Below are 19,547 nucleotides of genomic sequence, written 5' to 3'. Positions count from 1 at the left end.
GGCCGCAGTAATCAGTGCCGGCGTTCGACGATATACCGCGCCAGGTCGCGCAGTGGCTCGGCTGCCGCGTCGAAAGGTCGCAGGGCGTCCAGGGCCTGGTCGCGTAGTTCCAAGGCGTAGGCCTTGGCCGATTCAAGCCCAAGCAGCGCAGGATAAGTCGGTTTGTCCCGTGCGATGTCGGCGCCCTGGCGTTTGCCCAGGGTCGCGGTGTCACTTTCGACGTCGAGGATGTCGTCCTGCACCTGGAAAGCCAGGCCGATGGCGCGGGAATAGGTCTTCAATGCGGCCAACTGCGCAGCGTCGGCACGGCCACTGGCCAGGGCGCCGAGTTGCACGGCGGCTTCGATCAGCGCACCGGTCTTGTGGCGGTGCATGAATTCCAGGGCGTGTTGATCGAGCTTCTGGCCGACCGAACCCAGGTCGATGGCCTGGCCGCCGACCATACCGGCGGGGCCCGCTGCCAGGGCCAGGGCGGTGACCATGCGCAAGCGGATCTCGGCGTTGGCGTCGCTCAGCGTCGGGTCCAGCAGTGCGCTGAACGCCAGGCTTTGCAGGCCGTCACCGGCCAGAATCGCGCAGGCTTCGTCAAAGGCTTTGTGGGTGGTGGGCTGGCCGCGACGCAGATCGTCATCGTCCATGGCCGGCAAATCGTCATGCACCAGGGAATAGGCGTGGATCAACTCCACCGCACACGCCGCGCCGTTGGCCTGCTCGGCAGGCGCGCCGAGGGCTTCGCAGGCGGCATAGGCCAATAACGGGCGCACGCGCTTGCCGCCATTCATCACGCTATAGCGCATGGCTGCATAAAGACGTGTGAGTTCGGGGCTTGGCGCAACAAACAAGGGCTCCAGCGCCGCATTGACCCGGGCTTGGCTACTGGCCTGATACGCGTCGATCATTCCGGCTGTTCCGCATCGAAAGGTTCTTCGGCCAACTCCCCGTCACGCTCCAGCAGCACCTGGACCTTCTGCTCCGCCTGCGCCAAGGCGCTCTGGCAGTCGCGGGTCAGGCCGATGCCTTGCTCAAACGCTGTCAACGAGTCTTCCAGCGACAACTCGCCGTTCTCCAGACGCTCGACCAGGGTTTGCAGGTCGGCGAGGGATTGTTCGAAATCGAGTGCAACTTTTTTGCGGGCCATGGCGGCTATTCCGGTAGACGGTAAACCGGCGCGACACTAGCAGACATGGGGGATGGGGGCAAATGAGCGGGGGGGGCGATCGTCTGGGCCAGTGATTTGATAGCGCGTACCGCGTCCCTTATAGGGCCATGCCTTAAAAGGCACCGTTGGTCGATCAGGCCGTGCTGATCCACGTTGTACTGCTCGACGTTGCTGCATAGAAATGTGGTCGGCAGGCGTGTGAGCCGATTGTGTAGCCTAATTGACGGTTATCTCGATGATGGCCCGGTGCTATTCTGCGTCACGACCTGCAGCCATCCGTGGACAGTGCAGGCAAAAAAAAGCGCGTTTGAGGAGATAGGGATATGTCGTTGTTGGCGTTCTTGCAGGCCAGGAAATACTCAAGCTCGGGGCGTGTCTATGTAGCACCCAATATTCCCAAGAAGCTGCTGAGCAATGCGCTGGCCGCTTACGATTTGACGCTGGACCCCAGCGACGTGGTGGTGTTGGTCGACGACACCATGTTTGGCAGCGGCAAGGATGGTTGCCTGATCGCGCACGACTGCCTGGCGATCCGTGAAACCTTCACTGACGCTGTCACCTACGCCTACAGCGAAGTGCAGTCGCTGGAGCTCCAGGGCAGCAAACTCTTCCTCAACAAGCGTCAGGCAATTGCCTTCAACATGCCGGACAAGGCGGATCTGAACCGCTGTTTCGCATTGGTCCTGGAGTGGATGAGCAGCCAGTCCGGTGCTGCGCCTTCGGCCAAGCGCACCGAAGTAAAAGCTGCCGCCGGCAATCAGGAGTTAAGCGCCGCCCAAGTCGAGGCGGTGGTGCAGATGAGCGTCAACCTGGCCGAACGCCTGGGCTTGGAGCGCGTCTACGTGCGCCCGCACATTCCGCAGAAAAAACTGCAAGCGGCGCTGGAGTCTTACGGCGCCAATATGCGTGAAGACGAAGTGCTGGTGCTGATCGATGACACCCTGTTCGGTGGCGCCAAGGAAGGCGTACTGATGGGCGAGAGCAAGCTGGCGCTGAAAATGGTGTTTGAAGCGCCGCGCCTGTTTTTCTGGCGCCATCTGGAGGGGCTGTCGGTGGAGAAGCGCGACCTGTACGTCAACTCGCGCAAGGTCGGCTCCTTCACTCAGGTAGGCGAAAAGGAATTGGGCGAGTTCTTTTCGCTGATCGACCAGGCGTTGATCGATGTGCGCCAGGCCTCGGTCGACGACACCCCTGCGCCCCAGCAGGTGGTGCCCGAGCCTGAACCTGAGGTGCTGGAGCCTGCGCAGGTGGAAGAAATTTCTGCCCTGGCGGTCATCGAAGACACCCCAGTGCGTAGTCCCGCCGAGCAGCAGAGCAAGGTCAGCGGCAAAGACAAACTGCTCGGTTATGTCGCCGTGGCCATCGAGCAAAACAAGCCCAAGATCCTGCCGTTTCTCAAGGAAAAAACCGGCGAGGCGTCCCTGGCTGCACTGCGTGATGACGCCAACGTCGAGAAGCTGGGCGTGTTCATTTATGCCTTCCTGCCGGGGGTGGTTCGTCTCGCGCTGAAGGAAGATACCTTCGTGCGCTTCATGCTGGAAAACCGCAACAAACTCCTCGACAAGCTATTGGTCGGCGAAGCCGAACGCGTCGCTGCCTTGCCGGACATCACGCCGGCGGCGCCAGTGAGCCGTGGCTACCATGCCTATCTGGACGACCTGTTGATGGACGATGAACCCGAGCTGCGGCCGGGGCAGCAACCCGTCGACACCCTGCGTGCGATTTTGCAGGAGATGAAACAGGATCAGCTCGAAGACCCGGATGCCGAGTTCATCTGGCAGTTGCCCATTGATTTCCTGGAAGCGCTGATCCCCAAGGCGGAAAAACTGATTGGCGCCCCCGATAAAAAAGTCGAGGACCAGGTCTTCTTTGTGCTGGCGCTGATGTACGGTTTTTCCTTCCACAAGGTGCCGGAGGCCGTGCGTACTCAGGAGAACATTTTCGAGACATTCCTCAACGGTTTCGGCGTGATCTGCAGCAGCTACGAGGAACGTAACCCCGCCAGCACCTTCAATCTGGACGACGATGTGCTGCCGATGTTGCTGATCATGACCAAAGTGGCGAGCAAGCAGCAGCTCAACGAGCTGGTCAGGAAAATGCTCGACGAGCACAGCACCGTCAGTGAACCGGGTGACTTCGAGATGGATGACATCATGTTGCTGCTTCGTGCCGCCAACACCGGCGCGGTGGCCTGGGTGGACGCACTGACCCGTGTCTGCGTCGCCCAGGAGCGCGAAGTGCAACGCAAATGGGGAGACGTGCTCAACTAAGTGCGGGGCGGGCGGCCAGTTTCAACCAGGCGTTCAAACTGGCATTGCCCCTGCGCGTCTTGCAGGCTGGCCTCAAAGGCCAGCAAACCGGCCAGCACCTGCTGCTGGGCTGCAATCTGCGTGACCAGTTCATGCTTCTTTTGCGCAATCGCCGCCGTCGCCCGTTGTTGTGCCAACGCACCTGCCGGGGCGCCGTGGAGAATTTCCTGCAATTCCTTGAGCTTGAATCCCAGTTGCTGGGCGCACTTGATGAACATCAGCAGCTCGACACTTTGCTCTGAATAGACCCGGTATTGGCCCTCGCGCCGGGCCGTCGGCAGCAGGCCGATCGCCTCATAGTGACGAATCGCCTTGATGGTCGTGCCCGACAGTTGCGCGGCTTTGCCGATGTACATGAAAACTCCCTTTTTCCAGAAGTGCGCCGGCTTGTTTCAGCCAGGCGTCGCGCTGCGTGGATGTCGATCCGAGGACCGGCCCGAACAGCAACGTCTTGATCGGCTTGATGCCGCAAAACGCCAGGGTGGTCTTGCGCATCTGATGTACGCCCGGCATGTGATAGAACCAACGGTAATACCACGGCGGCGTATCCAGGGTCACCAACAGGTGTGCGGTTCGGCCGCGCAGGAGTTTGTCAGGAAACGCCTTGCCTGCGCGGTATTTGAAGGCAAAACCGGGTAGGAAAATACGGTCGATAAAGCCTTTCATCAAGGCCGGTATGCCACCCCACCAGATGGGGAAGGCGAAGGCCAGGTGGGTGGCCCATAGGATGTCGGCTTGCGCGCGGAGCAGATCGGCTTCCAGGGGTTGAATCTGGTTGTAGCCGTTGTGCAGGATCGGGTCGAAATCAAGCTCGCCCAAGCGTAGGACGCGCACCTCATGGCCTGCGGTTTTTGCACTGCGGATGTAGGCGTCGGCGAGGGCAGAGCAGAGGCTGGTCGTGGAGGGGTGGCCGAGGATGACCAGGATGCGATGGGCCATGGTGGGATGTCCTGAAAGCGGGGGTTCAGGGTAGGGGGTGCTGTATAGGGGAGAGTCAAGCAATACGCCTATTTGCAATTGCCAGCAGGACGGATCTGCAATCCTTGAGAGGCCCTTCCTGAAGCGTTCGTTGCGCCTTGTGGCCAACGCGCGTTGGACGCGCAGGAGCACGACATAGAAACCGCGTTGATCAAGCATGTCACCGACTTTCTGCGGGGGTTGGAGGGGCGCAAACAACAAAAGCCTGCTTTTCAGGGCAGGCATTTTGTTTAACGCGCTTTGCTTAGTTCTTGTGCGCCGTCAGCGCCGCATAACCATTCATCAGGTTGCGATAGTTCGGAATGCGCTGGGACAACAGGTTGCCCAGGCCTTCGATGTCGTTGCGCCAGTCGCGGTGCAGCTCACACGCCACCGAGAACCAGTTCATCATCTGCGCGCCGGCCTGGGTCATGCGGCTCCATGCGGCCTGCTGCACGGTGGTGTTGAAGGTGCCCGAGGCATCGGTGACCACGAACACATCAAAGCCTTCGGCCAGTGCCGAGAGGGTAGGGAACGCTACGCACACATCGGTGACCACGCCGGCAATGATGATCTGCTTGCGGCCGGTGGCCTTGATCGCCTTGACGAAGTCTTCGTTGTCCCAGGCGTTGATCTGGCCTGGGCGGGCGATGTACGGCGCGTCCGGGAACATTTCCTTCAACTCTGGCACCAGCGGGCCGTTGGGGCCTTGCTCGAAGCTGGTGGTGAGGATGGTCGGCAGTTCGAAGAACTTGGCCAGGTCCGCCAGGGCGAGCACGTTGTTCTTGAACTCGTTGGGCGAGAAGTCCTGCACCAGGGAAATCAGGCCGGTCTGGTGGTCGACCAGCAGAACTACGGCGTCGTCTTTGTTCAAGCGGTTGTAGGTTGGAGTGCTCATGGTTGAATCCTTTTTTGTTTAGGTTGGTTGGGCGTTGCGTTCAACATGGGCACAGATTAATGGGTGGGTGGCGGTGGATAAATCGGCTGGAACGGGTAATACCGTCAACTCAAAAGCGACAATCGTTAAATCTTCACCCGTACGGGGAGGGACGTAGCCAAGAAAAGTCATACAAAAAATCTCACGCGTGAGCTATTGAGCGTGATGAAAATTGCCTGTAGATTTTCTCACGCGTGAGTTTTTCACTACGAGGTCAGCATCATGAAAAGCAGCTCTCCATCGAGCCCGTCCGCCGGGTCCGATTCCGATTCCGCAAGCTTTCAAGGAGAGCGCTTGAAACCGGCCGCGAAAAAGCCATCGAGCTTCTACATGAAACAGATGCGCGCGGGGCTGGCGGCCGCCGGGTATGTGAAACACGAGACTTGGGTGCTTCCCGAAAACCGAAGCCTGCTCAAGCAGATGGAGAAACAGCTCCGCCAGCCGATCCTGGCTGGCTCATTCATGTCGGAGAATTACATGAGCGCAGGTAACAACTGGAATATCGATCGCCTCTTCACCGCTCTCCAGGCCCTGGACGAAGTGGTCGCCAATGACATTACGCTTTCTCTGGTGCAAGGCTCCGAGTCCAGCATCAAGCTGGAGATGAACGACTTCGGTGGCTTGCCGATTTACATCGCGGTGGTGGGCGAGCAGATCATCGTGGATACCGTGCTGGTCGACGTCGAGTCCATCAACGACGTGCCGAAATTCAATGACGCCGTGTTGCGCAGCCGGGAAATGTTCCCGCTGTCCTCGATCGGCATCGAGTCCATGCCTAATGGGCAAGTTGTCTACAACATGTTCGGTGCGTTGAGCTCCGACTCCAGCCTGACCAACATCGTGACCGAGGTGAAAACCCTGGTCGACAACGTGCAGCGCGCCAGCGAAGCCTTCGAACGTTTCTTCAATTAAGTATTCGGGAGTACCCAATGACTCAGTCCATCTGGAGCAAATTGTTCACCGCGCTGCGTGGCGGTGCGAGCGAAGTCGGCGAGTCGATCGTCGACCAGCAGGCCCTGCGTATTCTCGACCAGGAAATCCGCGACGCCGACACCGCGCTTGCCAATGCCAAGCGTGAGTTGGTCAGCATCATGGCCAAGCACAAACTGGCGACTGATCGCGTCGGTGAGTACGACGCCAAGATCAAGGACCTGGAGTCCAAGGCGATGGCGGCTATCCAGGCCAATCGTGAAGACCTGGCCCTGGAAGTGGCCGAAGCCATTTCGACCCTGACCAACGAGCGGGATGTCGAGCAAAAGCAGGCCGCCGAGTTCGGTGGTTACGCGGACAGCATGCGCAAGGACATCACCAAGGCCGAAAGCCGGATCAAAAGCCTGCGCCAGCAAGTGGACATGGCCAAGGCGCGTGAAAGCGTGCAAAAGGCTCAAGTCAGCGCGTCCATCGCCAGTGGCGGTGCCAACGGCAAGCTGGAGACCGCTGTCGGTACGCTGAATCGCTTGCAGGCCAAGCAGCAGCAACGCGCGGCTGAACTGCAAGCCCAGGATGAACTGGCCGAGGCGTCGACGGGCTCCGACCTGGAGCGCAAGCTGCGTGAAGCCGGCATCACGCCGAATGAAGGCAGTGCCAATGCGATCCTCGAACGCCTGAAGAAAAAGTCAGCCGAGTAAGGCCGACAAGGGCGAACACTGCACCTTTGGTGAGGGCGCTTGCTCCCGCTGGACGGCGCAAACAAAAGCTGGGGGCCGCTTCGCGTCAAGCGCCCTCGCCACAGGTCAATTCTTACCCTATCTGCTTTTTAACGACGTCGAGGTCAGGATGGATGCCTTGAAGGGTTTCAAGATAATCGCAGGCCTGGCCTTGTGCATGGTTGCACTGCAACTGCTCAATGTCGCGACCGGGTACAGCCTCATGGCATTCGGCCTGGTCCCGAGAACGGTGCAGGGATTGCTTGGCATTCTCGCGTCACCGTTCCTGCACGGGTCCTTTGCCCACCTCAGTGCGAACCTGATCGCGTTTCTGGTACTGGGCACCCTGGTCATTATCGAAGGGCTCAACCGGTTCGTCAGCGTCAGCGCGATCATAATTGTGCTGGGCGGCTCATTGGTCTGGCTGTTCGGTTTTGCGGGTATACACGTGGGCGCCAGCGGCTGGGTATTCGGGCTGTGGGCTTATCTGTTGTCTCGGGCCTGGTTTCACCGCAGCTGGGCCAACCTGATAACGGCCGGTGTGGTGGCGGTACTTTATGGTGGCCTGATCCTTGGTTTCCTGCCTCGCCAGGGGGTTTCCTTCGAAGGGCATCTGTTTGGTGCGTTCGCCGGATTTATTGCAGCCAAGGTACTTCTCTCGGCGCCGCGCAGCAGGTTTAATGCCGGCTGACTGCGCTTGAGCATCCTGCTTTCAGGAATCAAGTACCCAAGGAACCAGGGGCAAAAATGTCGACTTTCCTGTTGTTGCGCCAACTCTCTTCTTGCTTCGATCAGCCCGCCCAGTGCCATGCGCATTGAAGGCTGCGCCTCTACCTGCCTCAAGGAAATCTCCAATGGGATGGTTTAAACAGTTGATGGGGCTTGAGGCCCCGCGAGCCAATGCCGAGTCGAAACCGGTCTTGCCAAGCACTGGCCCATTGGGCCTGGCCCCAGGCAAAGGCGTGATGTTCGACACGACCCTGAAGTTGCTGCTCGATGAGAAAACCTCGGTGGTGATTCCCGGCTCCCAGGAAATCTGGAGCAACGGCACCGTGGATCTCGGGCAGTCGACCTGGCTGTCGCGCTATTACATGAACGACGAGGATTACTGGTTGCAGGTCCACACCACGGGCGAGATCGCCGGGCAGGTGGAGTCCGTGATCCTGTTTAACTACCTGAGCTACGTCACCCTCAGTAGCGAAGCCGAACTGCGTCGACTGGCCGGGCCGCAGAGTCTGATCGGGTTGCCGACCTACACCCTCGACGGTGTCGAATACGCCCGTGTGTGGGGCAGCGAAAACGGCCAGACAGAATTGGTGGCGATGAGCGAGCAGGTGATAAGCCCCGAGGATTCCTACAGCGTCGAGCACCGCTCGATGCTATATGCCCGTGACACCGGACTGACCGATCGACGCGAGTTCCTTTTGTTTTCTGTCGAAGAAGACGCTGAAGGCACCATCAGCCTGAGCACGTCGCTGGGCATTTCGCTGTACACCACCGACCTGACCGTGCTCTAAAAAAGGAAGCCATCCATGCTAGAAGCTCTTTCCATTTCCCTGAACAAAGCCGCCGTACTCGGGTTTGTCCTCTACATCCTCGGTGCGGCCGTACTGTTCGTGCTGTTCCAGTTCATCTACACCCGCATCACCCCGCACAAGGAGTTCGAGTTGATCCGTGCGGGCAACGTGTCCGCGGCGGTCGCCCTGGGTGGCGCCATCATCGGTTTTGCCATTCCTGCCAGCAACGTGATTGCCTATTCGATCAGCCTTCTCGACTTCGCCGTTTGGGCGATCATCGCGGCTGTCGTCCAACTGCTGGCGTTTTTGTTGACCAGCCTGGTGCTCAAAGGCACGTCCGAGCGCATCAGGAACGGCGAGCTCGCGGCCGGCATCTACGTGGCTGCAGTGGCCATCAGCGTCGGCATGTTGAATGCCGCGTGCATGACGCCTACCCAGAACTGATCGCGCACGGAGCTCCCGATGAAACGAAGCAAGTATGTCCAGCTTTCGCTGGCAGCGTCGGTCGCCATGGCGATCTCCGGCTGTGGGCCGACGGAAAAAACCTACGATTTGCAGAAGAAGTACAACTTCCAGTCGGTTCAGCAATGTGCCGATGAGAAGCTGCCGGTGGACGTCTGCTCGGACGCCTATATGACCGCCATGGCCGAGCACCGCCGCATTGCGCCGGTGTACGACAGCCAGGCCGATTGCGATGCCGACTTTGTCGCTGACTGGTGCCAACAGGACTCCAGCGGAAAATTCATCCCCAGGCTGGGTGGTTTCGAACTGACCGCCGAAGGCCAGGTGACGCAATCCCAGGTCGATGCGGCCAACGCCCAGGCGGCGGGCGCGCAAGCGAGCAGTGGCGGCTCAGGCTTTTCCACCAGCAGCCTGCTGACTGGGCTGCTGATCGGCAACATGCTGAGCAACAATCGCAACAGCTACCGCTCCGAGCCGGTGTACCGCTATCGCGATGATCGCGGCGATTACGCCTCTTCAACGCTCAACCAACGTGTCTCGAAAGGCGCGACCTTCGGCCGCTCGAACCAGGCCAGGTACGGCAGTAGCAATTACACCAACACGCTGCGTTCCTCCAGCAAGTCCAGCTCCGTTGCGTCGGCCACTTCCCGTGGCGGCTTCGGCAGCAAGGCCAGCGCACGCAGTGGCTGGGGCGGCGGCAGGTCGAGCAGCTAAGGAGGGCTGGCCATGAAGAAAATCCAATGCGCAGAACGTCACGACTGGAAACAAACCGCCGACAGCCTCGGCTTTCTGTTCCACACCATCGACAACGAGCCCTATTGGGACGAGCGCGCGTACTACCAGTTCACGCTCAAGCAAATTGAGCAGGACCTGGAAGACCCGACCACCGAGATCCATGAGATGTGCATGGACCTCGTGGCCCGTGTGGTCCAGAGCGAAGAGTTGCTCGAGCGCCTGAGCATTCCCGCACCGTTCTTTGACATGATTCGCACCTCATGGCTCGAAGGCCACCCGCACCTGTACGGGCGCATGGACTTTTCCTACAACGGCAACGGTCCCGCCAAACTGCTCGAACTCAACTACGACACACCGACCAGCCTCTACGAGGCTGCGGCGTTTCAGTGGGGCTGGCTGGAACAATGCATCGAGCGCGGCCTGCTGCCCAAGCATGCCGACCAGTTCAACAGCATCGACACCAAACTGCACCAGGCCTTTGCCCAATTGCAGGTCAACCAGCCCTTCTACTTCGCCTCGATGAAAGACTCGGTCGAAGACAAAGGCACCACCGACTACCTGCGCCTCGTCGCGGAAAAAGTCGGCATCGAATCCCGTCATATCGACATCGAAGACATCGGCCTTACCAGCGAAGGCCGCTTCGTCGACCTCCAGGATCGCTGGATTCCCCACCTGTTCAAGCTGCACGCCTGGGAGTTCATCTTCCATGAGCCGTTTGGTGCCGCGATTGCCCAGAGCGACACGCAGTTCTTCGAGCCGGCATGGAAATCCATCCTCTCCAACAAAGGCGTGCTTCCCCTGTTATGGGAGTTCAACAGCGGCCATCCAAATTTGCTCGCGGCGCACCTGGATACCGATCCGGGTAAAGCCGTGCCGAAGGGCTGGGTGCGCAAGCCGTTCTTCTCACGGGAAGGGGCGAACATTGAACTGCAAACGGTGGATGGGCTGATCGTGAAAGAAGACGGGCCCTATACGGATGCGCCGTTCATCCTTCAGGAGTTCGCGCCGCTGCCGCGGTTTGGGGACAGTTATACGTTGATTGGTTCCTGGGTGATCGGGGACCAGGCGGCGGGGATTGGCGTGCGCGAGGATAACAGTTTGATAACGAAGGATTCGAGTCGGTTTTTGCCGCATTTGATACTGGATTGAAAACGACGGGCTTCTCGGCAATGTCTGGTGAATGTCAGTCGGTTATTGATTAGGGTTGAAGTTGAGAAGAAAACTTTGTGCGCGTGGGCGTTATATTGAAGTAAAACAGCATGGCTTAAAAATAAGCAGGTTGAGTATTAAAGTTTAATTGTGTTCTGTTTTCGGTGAATTTACCTGCATAAGCCGTTCTGATATAGTGCTCCGCTGAGGAGAGAAATATGCTATTGCCACGTTTTCCCGCAACACGCTTTCAAGGTTCAAAAAGAAAGATTCTTCCGGAAATTGCAGCACTGATAGAAGCTGAAAAGTGCGAGTCAATAATTGATCTGTATTCCGGATCCGGGATCGTGGCATTGTTATTTCGTTATCTGGGCAAAAGAGTTCTGGCAAACGATTACTTGAAATACAATCAAAATACCGCCTCTTTGTTCTTGAATTACTCACAGGAAGAGCTGAGTGCGCTGGATTTGGATGCGGACTTGGATTTCTTGCTGAATCATCGTGCCGTTGATTTTGAATCTATTGTGTCTGACGAGTTTCAAGGGGTTTACTTCAAACCTCATGAAAATAGCGAGATAGACAACTTTTGCCAGAACATACAGCGCTATTGCGGATTAAAGCAAAGCCTTTATATCTACGCAGTGGGGCAGGCGCTCATCAAGAAGAGACCTTACAATCTGTTTCATCGCGCGAATCTGGATATGCGCCTCAAGGATGTCGTCAGGTCCTTTGGCAACGCAAAGACCTGGGAGACCTCAATCAAGGAACATGCCGTAAAGTGCATCAAGGAATTGGCAGCCTTGCCTGCTGTTGATGCACGGCAGCCGATAACAACCTGTGTTGACACGGCCTGCCTGGAAGCGCTTCCTCAAAATTATGATGTTGTGTATATGGACCCTCCCTACATGAATGGGAAGTCTGTGTCGGTTAATTACTCCAACTTTTATCATTTTCTGGAAGGCTTATGTGACTATAGCCTTTTCTCGAAAGGCGATACTCGATACCCGCACAAACCCATCGTAAATATAGAAAGTGCCTGGCATAAAAAAGAGTCTGCGCTCAAGCAATTAAAGTACATATGTGAGTATTTTCATTCGTCGACCATCATCATGAGCTATAGAAGCGACGGTACACCGTCTCCCCTTGAGATCCAGGCGGTCATGCAGGGCTGTGGCAGGCAGGTGGAGATACACACGGCAGGTGAATACAAATATGCACTGAGCAAAAACGCAGACAATGAAGAGATTTTTATCATCGCACGCCTGTAGTTGACGACGGGGCACTCAACTACAGGCATGTGGACGCGCAAAAGTTTACAGAAACCTCTGGAAGTCCGGGTGAGCCAGCAGGTCTTGCTGGGTTTTGATCGCGCCCTTGTAGTGGTCGTAGTTCTGCCAATAAAAGTCGCAGGCTTCTTTTACTTGAGAGAAGTGTGAGAACGGCCCTTTGACTGTCGAGAACTCCTGAGGGCTTTTCAGCTTGATGGAACCAATGTTGGCGGTATTGCCGCTTCCCGCTCTCAATCCTACAACATCAGTCTTTTCTCTGATGAAGATGCTCTGCAAGTCATAAGGGCATTTGATGTCGCCGGCTTTTGGTATGTTGGTTAGATCATACTCTTCAAAGGCCAGGTTTCGCGTGTAGATAAAGCCAATCACCCAATGATGGGTGTAGGTCGAATACGGATGTAAAATGTTTTTGGTGTCATTCCTGATAAACGACTTATAACTTCCCAGGGTCAGGCCCATGGGTTTTCCTTGGGCGTGATAGGTCGTCTTGATGTCGATGGCGATGCGTTGCACGACATTGCCATAGTTATCGAACTTGGTGAAGGTGAAATCGGGATACGTGGTCTGATTAGCGTTGGCTACGATAAAACCGTGATTGAGTGCAATGGTTCTGAGAACAGGGCTGGCAAGCCTTTCGAACACAGTACTGATGACTTTTGTATCGGAGTCGATGGGGTAGACCCGGTTTTGCTCGTCAATAAAACCCTGGATTTCCCAGGTCCAGCCTTTTGTGTAGTTACGAAATTCTTTTTCGAAATCATTGAGTGTGATCACTACTACCTCTTAACTCTGCCCAATCAAAAAACACATCAAGCTCCCTGTCAAAGCGCCTTGCTAGTGTCCGAGTTGTTTCAGACGCAGGATATACTGCGGGTTGGATTGGTGTCCATTTGCGCAGCTCGCTTAAAAGCAGCGCGCGCGACTCTCTCCGAGGACGCGTGAGGTGGGGCCCCTGAAAGTCAATTCGGCCATTTATTGCAGGCATTAAAAAGCCGGCTTGTGGCCGGCTTCTCGGGGACTGCTTCAGCTTGTTTTTGACAAGCCTCACCAGCCTTCAAATCGCTCAGCCAACGTCGCGTCTGGCTGAATGGTAGGGGCATCCGCGGGAACTCCTCCGCATCGCCAGACAGGGGAAACAGCTGAACGCCACCCCTGCCAAATGTGCGGCGCATGATACCCACATTCACCTCAATTGCCCACCTCCGGATCCGATTTAGAGCCTTCCCAGCCCAATAACTGCTCATCCAGCGGCACGGGTGGGCGACGGGTGTTGAGTGTGGCCCACCAGAACACCCACCCCACGATCTGGAAGTTCTGTTCAAAGCGTTGCTCGTAGGTGAGGTATTCGTCGGGATGTTCACCGGCGTTGTGGCTGCGCATACGCAGGCCGCCGCCGGGACGGTTGTAGAGGTATTTGATGCGTAGCATGCCGTCATGTTCGACCGCGTAGATTTCGCCGTCGATGATTTGGGTGCGACCGCTGTCGATGGCGAGTATGGCGCCCTGTTGGATGATGTCGGTCATGCTGTTGTCGACCATGTACGCGCCTACTGCGCGCTCGGGGTTTACTTTGAGGGTTTCGAGGCTGAGCAGGGAGACGCGGATGCATTCGGTGGACGTAAATTTGGGGTGGAGGGGGATTTCCACGTCGGTTTTTTCTGGGGTGCAGGCGGAGCCTGTGAGGTATTTGCCGGTGGTTTCGCGGGTGGGGAGTGCATTCCTTGCGTTCGGACCGTCCAACAGAAAGTTGACCGGTGGGTGTTTAGGGCCCATGCCGGTGTGCAACCACCGACTGGAGACGCACAACAACTCTGCAATCTCGTTGAGTTTGCCCATGGGTACGCCGCGTTTGAACCAGTTGTTCACGTGTTGAGGCGTGACGCCGCGGTTCTTGGCGAAGTCGGAGGCGGAAAGATGAACTTCCCGTAGCAGTGCTTTTAAACGATCACCTGATGTATTCATAAACGCAGAGTTTACTGGCGGGAAAAACAAATCAAATAAACCATGCGTTGAATTGTGCGTGTAGGGTTTTACTTAGTTGTGGCCTGATTTTTCAGTTTTCTTGTATTGTTAAACGTTAGTTTTTGTTTGTTGATCCGAGTGTTTAATTACATGCATAAAAAAGCCCCGAATAGTCGGGGCTTTTTCTATTGCCGGGGTAATACCGGACGGGTATCAGCCTTTGTAGGCGGCAACCGATTTCAGGATCTCGGCGCGGGCGGCGTCTGCATTGCCCCAACCGTCGATCTTCACCCACTTGCCTTTTTCGAGGTCTTTGTAGTTCTCGAAGAAGTGCTTGATCTGTTCCAGCAGCAGTGGCGGCAGATCGGTGTATTCCTTCACATCCACGTACAGCTGGGACAGCTTGTCGTGTGGAACTGCGATAACTTTGGCATCGCCGCCGCCGTCGTCGGTCATGTTCAGGATGCCGACTGGACGGGCACGGATAACCGAGCCTGGGGTCACCGGGTAAGGGGTTACCACCAGCACGTCGAGGGGGTCACCGTCGTCAGCCAGGGTGTTGGGGATGAAACCGTAGTTGGCCGGGTAGAACATCGGGGTGGCCATGAAACGGTCAACGAACAGGCAGTCGCTGTCTTTGTCGATTTCGTATTTGATCGGCGCGTGGTTGGCCGGAATCTCGATGGCGACGTAGATGTCGTTCGGCAGGTCTTTGCCAGCCGGAATCTTGCTGTAGCTCATTGGGCGTTGCCCCCGTTAATTGGCCAAGATACTTGGCCGGATTGGCCTAAAAGTGGCGGCGATTATAGGCACATTCCGCCGCCGATGCCATGCGCCAGACGTCGTACGGTTATTCGCCCTGCGGCTGATAACGCGGGTCCGTGGCTTGCAGCTGGTTCAAGCGGGCCAGGGTGTCCTGGCGATAAAAGCGGCTGAGTTGGGCGTACACCTGTGGATAACTATTGACCAGTAAATCCGGGGCGCTGAAAAAATATTCGCTGGTAACGGCAAAGAATTCCGCCGGGTTTTCCGCCGCGTAGGGGTCGATCTCGGTTTCGGCGTCCGGGTTGGCGTCCAGCTGGCGATTGAGGTCGTCGTAGGCGCTTTGCATCACGCTGGCCCATTCCTGCACGCGCATGTCGCTGTGCAGCGGCGGCAGGCCATTGGCGTCGCCGTTGAGCATGTCGAGTTTGTGCGCCAGTTCGTGGATGACCAGGTTGTAGCCTTCCCAGTTGCCACTGGCCAGCACGCCTGGCCAGGCCAGGATCACCGGACCCTGTTGCCAGGCTTCGCCGCTGTGCTCACCGTCCCACTCGTGCTCGATGCCACTGCTGTCGCGATGGCGTTGGGGGCTGAGAAAATCGTCGGGGTACAGCACGATTTCGTGGAAACCCCGATACCAATCGAGGTCGCCCAGGTTCATCAGCGGCAGTTGCGCCTGGGCGGCGAGCAGCAGGCGTTGTTCCTGATGCAGCTCGACGCCGGGGAGGGCGGTGAGGTGTTTTTCGGCGAGAAATACTACGCAGGCTTCGCGCAGCCATTGATCCTGCTCGGCGCTGATGCCGTCGAGAAAGGTCAGGTGCTGGCGCACCCGCTGCCAGGTGTCATCGGCAATCGGGTGCTTGGCCAGCAGGCGCCGGCGACGCCAGGCGCTGAGGGACCACATTCGCGGTTACTGCGGCTTGGCTTCGGAGGAGGTGCGACCAAAGCGGCTGCGAAACACGCCAATGATCATCGGCACCAGCGACAGCAGGATGATGAACACCACCAGCAGCGAGAGGTTCTTCTTGATGAACGGCACGTTGCCGAAGAAGTAACCCAGGGTCACCAGGCCACCGACCCAGAGGATAGTGCCCAGCACGCTGAAACCGAAGAAGCGTGCGTAAGGCATTTTGGCGATGCCGGCGACAAATGGTGCAAAGGTCCGCAGGATCGGCAGGAAGCGCGCCAGGGTCACGGTTTTGCCGCCGTGCTTGTCGTAGAAGTCGTGGGTTTTCTGCAGGTAGTCGCGTCGGAAGATCTTCGAGTTCGGGTTGCTGAACAGGCGCTCTCCCGCTGTTCGTCCGATGACGTAGTTGGTGCTGTCCCCGAGGATCGCCGCCAACATCAGCAGGCCGGCCAGCAAGACCGGGTCCATGCCGCCGCCTGCGGCGACCGCACCGGCGATGAACAGCAGCGAATCACCGGGCAGGAAGGGCATGACCACCAGGCCGGTTTCGCAAAAAATCACCAGGAACAAAATAGCGTAGATCCACGGACCGTAATTGGTTACCAGCAGGTCGAGGTAGACGTCGAGATGCAGGATAAGGTCGAGCGGGTTGAAATCCATGGATGGCACCTGTGTGAATGGCTCGGCTCAGCAGGCCAGTGCGGAAGCTGGGGTAAGTAAGGCTACAAGTGTATGCCGCGATTCTTACATCCCTGAAAGGTCCGCATTATACGGATCGAGAGGTGAAAAGCCTGTTGGTTTTGTAGCGGGGGATGTCGCGGTTTTCGAAAATATACACCGATCCAAATGTGGGAGCGGGCTTGCTCGCGAAAGCGGCGTGTCAGTCAGCACATCTGAGACTGAAGCACCGCATTCGCGGGCAAGCCCGCTCCCACAGGGGATTTTGAGGGGCAGTGTTCAGTCTTCGCTGATCGGCAGCACGTAGTTCTTGAACTCGGTGTCTTCACGAAACCCGATCGACTCATAGGTCTTCTGCGCCACTTGATTGTCACTGCTGGTAGACACCCGCAGCCGTACCGCATGGGTCTCCTTGGCCATTTTCTTCGCGGTGCGCATCAGGTTGTCGGCCACCAGTTGCCGACGAGCGTCTTCGGCCACATAGATGTCGTTGAGGATCCACACGCGCTTGAGCGACAGCGAAGAAAAGCTCGGATACAGCTGGCAAAAACCGAGCAGCTTTTTATCGTCATCATCGGCCAGGGCCAGGTAGATCACCGATTCCTTGCGGCGCAGGCGCTTTTCGAGGAAGGCCCGCGACGAGTCTGGGAAGGGCAATGCACCGTAGAATTCGCGGTATTTGACGAACAATGGGGTCAACAGGTCCAGGTGTTCCAGGGTCGCTTGAGTAATCCGCATGCCAGGCCTCAACTTCCAAATGGGGTATGACCACACAAGCGGCCGTGACTCGATGCTGCCTAACGGCGCGAAAAAGCGCAATCATGCAGCGTTCAGTCATCCGGTGAACTGAGCAGGAAATTACCTTTCATCAGGTCCGGATCATCCGATTCGATGGTCTGAACCTGCGCCTCATCCTTGAGGTTGACCCCCGACAGTTGCCGGCGACACGCCTCTCGCATCAAGTAAAGCAGGCGATGGGCTGCCATGCCGTAGCTCAAGCCCTCCAGGCGTACGTTGGAGATGCAATTGCGATACGCATCGGTGAGGCCGACCTTGGGGTTGTAGGTGAAATACAACCCCAGGCTGTCCGGCGAGCTGAGCCCTGGCCGTTCGCCGATCAGGATCACCACCATTTTGGCGCCGAGCAATTGGCCGATCTCATCGGCCACGGCCACACGGCCTTGTTCGACCAGGATGACGGGTGACAAGGACCAGCCTTCGGCGTGGGTCTGTTCTTCCATGCGTGTCAGAAACGGCAACGTATGTTTATGCACCGCCAGTGCGGACAAGCCATCTGCCACCACCACTGCCAGGTCCACGCCACCGGGATTGGCCGCCGCATGCGCGCGCAGCGCCTGGGCCGACTCATCGCTCAAGCGCCGCCCCAGGTCCGGGCGTTGCAGGTAGCTGTGCCGGTCAGTTGCGGCGCTGTGCAGCAACAGGCTCTCACGGCCGCGTTCGGCCAGTTGGCCGCTGAGGCCGGCATGGTCGAAGGGCAGGTGCACGGCGTCCCGCGCCTGGGCGTGGGCGAACTGGAAGTCCAGTTGCGCCTGGGTGGGAATGCTGGTGCCGGTACGGCCCAGGGCAATGCGCGCCGGGGTCAGGCGGCGCAGTTCCAGCCACGGGTTCTCAGGTAGGTCGAGTTGCACGGGCGGCTCCTTCATCCCAATTGCGCCAAGGCTTGGCGAAACGCCGGTGGCAGGCTGTTACCGAAGCGCACCTTGCCATCGGCTTGCGTGAAGATACCCATCTTCGCCAGCCACTGTTCAAACTCCGGTGCCGGCTTCAAGCCCAGGGTCTGGCGGGCGTACAGGGCGTCGTGGAACGAGGTGGTCTGGTAGTTGAGCATGATGTCGTCAGAGCCGGGGATGCCCATGATGAAGTTGATCCCCGCCACGCCGAGCAGGGTCAGCAGGGTGTCCATGTCGTCCTGGTCGGCTTCGGCGTGGTTGGTGTAGCAGATGTCGCAACCCATCGGCACGCCCAGTAGCTTGCCGCAGAAGTGGTCTTCGAGGCCGGCGCGGATGATCTGCTTGCCGTTGTACAGGTACTCCGGGCCGATAAAACCGACCACGGTGTTGACCAGGAACGGCTTGAAATGCCGCGCCACCGCATAGGCCCGGGTTTCACAGGTTTGCTGGTCGACCCCAAAGTGCGCGTTGGCCGACAAGGCGCTGCCCTGGCCGGTTTCGAAATACATCAGGTTCTGGCCCAGGGTACCGCGATTGAGGCTCAGGCCCGCGTCGTAACCTTCCTGCAACACGTTCAGGTTGATGCCGAAACTGGCGTTGGCCGCTTCGGTGCCGGCAATCGACTGGAACACCAGGTCCAGCGGCACGCCACGGTTGATCGCTTCGATGGAGGTGGTGACGTGGGTCAGCACGCAGGCCTGGGTCGGGATCTCGTAGCGCTGGATGATTGCGTCGAGCATTTCGAGCATGGCGCAGATCGAGGCGATGCTGTCGGTGGCCGGGTTGATGCCGATCATGGCGTCGCCGTTACCGTACAGCAGGCCGTCGAGAATGCTCGCGGCGATACCGGCCGGCTCATCGGTTGGGTGGTTGGGCTGCAGGCGTGTGGATAAACGCCCGCGCAGGCCCATGGTGCCGCGGAACTGGGTGACGACGCGGATCTTCTGCGCCACCAGCACCAGATCCTGCACGCGCATGATCTTGGACACGGCGGCAGCCATTTCCGGCGTCAGCCCAGGCGCCAGCGCGCGTAGGCTATGTTCGTCGGCCGCGTCGCTCAGCAGCCAGTCGCGCAAGCCGCCGACGGTCAGGTGACTGACCACGGCAAACGCCTGCTTATCATGGGTGTCGATGATCAGCCGGGTGACCTCATCGCTTTCATAGGGGATCAGCGCTTCTTCGAGGAAGTGTTTCAGCGGGATATTCGCCAGCGCCATCTGCGCGGCCACCCGTTCACCGTCGTTTTGCGCGGCCACGCCAGCGAGAAAGTCCCCGGAGCGTGCAGGACTGGCCTTGGCCATCACGTCCTTGAGGCTGTCGAAGCGGTAGGTTTGTGTACCCACCGCGTGGGAAAAGCTTGCCATACAGTGTCTCCTTGACGACGCGG

The 19,547-nt window shown here is 58.0% G+C and carries 22 protein-coding genes; 9 read left to right on the top strand and 13 right to left on the bottom strand.

All coding sequences use genetic code 11. The annotated features are described in order from the left end of the window. Positions 1 to 11 precede the first annotated feature (11 nt). Both ispA and AC3ISR_RS25005 read right to left on the bottom strand, forming a co-directional pair. Positions 12 to 899 (bottom strand): (2E,6E)-farnesyl diphosphate synthase, encoded by an 888-nt coding sequence (gene ispA, locus AC3ISR_RS25010; protein WP_192299069.1) that lies wholly within the window; start codon positions 897 to 899, stop codon positions 12 to 14. Further along, positions 896 to 1,138, bottom strand: coding sequence for an exodeoxyribonuclease VII small subunit (locus AC3ISR_RS25005; RefSeq protein ID WP_003176346.1), 243 nt, complete (start codon positions 1,136 to 1,138; stop codon positions 896 to 898). The genes ispA and AC3ISR_RS25005 overlap by 4 nt, the downstream gene beginning before the upstream one ends. A gap of 344 nt (positions 1,139 to 1,482) precedes the next feature. Here AC3ISR_RS25005 and AC3ISR_RS25000 point away from each other — a divergent pair, with 344 nt between their 5' ends. Next, a complete protein-coding gene (locus AC3ISR_RS25000) occupies positions 1,483 to 3,429 on the top strand; it encodes a hypothetical protein (protein WP_463983911.1) in 1,947 nt (648 codons plus the stop codon). Here AC3ISR_RS25000 and AC3ISR_RS24995 read toward each other — a convergent pair. The 3 genes from AC3ISR_RS24995 to ycaC all read right to left on the bottom strand — a co-directional run bounded on the left by AC3ISR_RS24995 (position 3,426) and on the right by ycaC (position 5,323). Continuing rightward, a complete protein-coding gene (locus AC3ISR_RS24995) occupies positions 3,426 to 3,824 on the bottom strand; it encodes a MerR family transcriptional regulator (RefSeq protein WP_192299067.1) in 399 nt (132 codons plus the stop codon). The two genes, AC3ISR_RS25000 and AC3ISR_RS24995, sit on opposite strands and share 4 nt — an antisense overlap. Then, positions 3,763 to 4,407 (bottom strand): NAD(P)H-dependent oxidoreductase, encoded by a 645-nt coding sequence (locus AC3ISR_RS24990; protein ID WP_463983910.1) that lies wholly within the window; start codon positions 4,405 to 4,407, stop codon positions 3,763 to 3,765. Before AC3ISR_RS24990 ends, AC3ISR_RS24995 begins: the two co-directional genes overlap by 62 nt. 283 nt (positions 4,408 to 4,690) lie before the next feature. Beyond that, a complete protein-coding gene (gene ycaC / locus AC3ISR_RS24985) occupies positions 4,691 to 5,323 on the bottom strand; it encodes an isochorismate family cysteine hydrolase YcaC (protein ID WP_192299065.1) in 633 nt (210 codons plus the stop codon). 369 nt (positions 5,324 to 5,692) lie between these two features. Between ycaC and AC3ISR_RS24980 the strand changes: the two genes are divergently transcribed. The 8 genes from AC3ISR_RS24980 to AC3ISR_RS24945 all read left to right on the top strand — a co-directional run bounded on the left by AC3ISR_RS24980 (position 5,693) and on the right by AC3ISR_RS24945 (position 12,139). Continuing rightward, positions 5,693 to 6,274 (top strand): YjfI family protein, encoded by a 582-nt coding sequence (locus AC3ISR_RS24980; protein WP_192299064.1) that lies wholly within the window; start codon positions 5,693 to 5,695, stop codon positions 6,272 to 6,274. A gap of 17 nt (positions 6,275 to 6,291) precedes the next feature. Then, on the top strand, positions 6,292 to 6,990 hold the full coding sequence (locus tag AC3ISR_RS24975; protein ID WP_192299063.1) for a PspA/IM30 family protein: 699 nt from the start codon (positions 6,292 to 6,294) through the stop codon (positions 6,988 to 6,990). A 148-nt stretch (positions 6,991 to 7,138) separates the two neighbouring features. Further along, complete coding sequence (locus tag AC3ISR_RS24970) at positions 7,139 to 7,699, top strand: rhomboid family intramembrane serine protease (RefSeq protein WP_192299062.1); 561 nt, start codon at positions 7,139 to 7,141, stop codon at positions 7,697 to 7,699. A 163-nt stretch (positions 7,700 to 7,862) separates the two neighbouring features. Further along, on the top strand, positions 7,863 to 8,525 hold the full coding sequence (locus AC3ISR_RS24965; RefSeq protein WP_192299061.1) for a DUF2491 family protein: 663 nt from the start codon (positions 7,863 to 7,865) through the stop codon (positions 8,523 to 8,525). A 15-nt stretch (positions 8,526 to 8,540) separates the two neighbouring features. Continuing rightward, entirely contained in the window at positions 8,541 to 8,969 is a 429-nt protein-coding gene (locus AC3ISR_RS24960) for a DUF350 domain-containing protein (RefSeq protein ID WP_192299060.1), read from the top strand. Positions 8,970 to 8,987: 18 nt separating this feature from the next. After that, on the top strand, positions 8,988 to 9,701 hold the full coding sequence (locus AC3ISR_RS24955; RefSeq protein ID WP_192299059.1) for a DUF1190 domain-containing protein: 714 nt from the start codon (positions 8,988 to 8,990) through the stop codon (positions 9,699 to 9,701). A 12-nt stretch (positions 9,702 to 9,713) separates the two neighbouring features. Continuing rightward, complete coding sequence (locus AC3ISR_RS24950) at positions 9,714 to 10,871, top strand: glutathionylspermidine synthase family protein (RefSeq protein WP_226455822.1); 1,158 nt, start codon at positions 9,714 to 9,716, stop codon at positions 10,869 to 10,871. A gap of 218 nt (positions 10,872 to 11,089) precedes the next feature. Continuing rightward, a complete protein-coding gene (locus tag AC3ISR_RS24945; protein WP_463983909.1) occupies positions 11,090 to 12,139 on the top strand; it encodes a DNA adenine methylase in 1,050 nt (349 codons plus the stop codon). 45 nt (positions 12,140 to 12,184) lie between these two features. Here the strand turns inward: AC3ISR_RS24945 and AC3ISR_RS24940 are convergent, their stop codons facing one another. The 8 genes from AC3ISR_RS24940 to AC3ISR_RS24905 form a co-directional block, all read right to left on the bottom strand. Continuing rightward, a complete protein-coding gene (locus tag AC3ISR_RS24940; protein ID WP_192299056.1) occupies positions 12,185 to 12,934 on the bottom strand; it encodes a type II restriction endonuclease in 750 nt (249 codons plus the stop codon). 414 nt (positions 12,935 to 13,348) lie between these two features. After that, positions 13,349 to 14,122: a LexA family transcriptional regulator gene (locus AC3ISR_RS24935; RefSeq protein WP_463983905.1), complete on the bottom strand. Its 774-nt coding sequence runs from the start codon at positions 14,120 to 14,122 to the stop codon at positions 13,349 to 13,351. Positions 14,123 to 14,335: 213 nt separating this feature from the next. Then, a complete protein-coding gene (gene ppa / locus AC3ISR_RS24930; RefSeq protein WP_003219382.1) occupies positions 14,336 to 14,863 on the bottom strand; it encodes an inorganic diphosphatase in 528 nt (175 codons plus the stop codon). A gap of 109 nt (positions 14,864 to 14,972) precedes the next feature. After that, positions 14,973 to 15,788, bottom strand: a complete 816-nt coding sequence (locus tag AC3ISR_RS24925) for a M90 family metallopeptidase (RefSeq protein WP_226455819.1) — start codon at positions 15,786 to 15,788, stop codon at positions 14,973 to 14,975. A gap of 6 nt (positions 15,789 to 15,794) precedes the next feature. Continuing rightward, positions 15,795 to 16,451, bottom strand: coding sequence for a DedA family protein (locus AC3ISR_RS24920; RefSeq protein ID WP_463983904.1), 657 nt, complete (start codon positions 16,449 to 16,451; stop codon positions 15,795 to 15,797). 297 nt (positions 16,452 to 16,748) lie between these two features. Further along, a complete protein-coding gene (locus tag AC3ISR_RS24915; RefSeq protein ID WP_192299052.1) occupies positions 16,749 to 17,207 on the bottom strand; it encodes a GNAT family N-acetyltransferase in 459 nt (152 codons plus the stop codon). Positions 17,208 to 17,299: 92 nt separating this feature from the next. Continuing rightward, on the bottom strand, positions 17,300 to 18,133 hold the full coding sequence (eutC, locus tag AC3ISR_RS24910) for an ethanolamine ammonia-lyase subunit EutC (protein ID WP_226455818.1): 834 nt from the start codon (positions 18,131 to 18,133) through the stop codon (positions 17,300 to 17,302). Beyond that, a complete protein-coding gene (locus AC3ISR_RS24905) occupies positions 18,130 to 19,524 on the bottom strand; it encodes an ethanolamine ammonia-lyase subunit EutB (protein ID WP_124525118.1) in 1,395 nt (464 codons plus the stop codon). The genes eutC and AC3ISR_RS24905 overlap by 4 nt, the downstream gene beginning before the upstream one ends. Positions 19,525 to 19,547 lie beyond the last annotated feature (23 nt).

Source organism: Pseudomonas sp. GL_117 (assembly GCF_057835125.1).
Note: the sequence above shows the minus strand (reverse complement) of the source record. Positions and strands in the feature narration are given on the sequence as shown.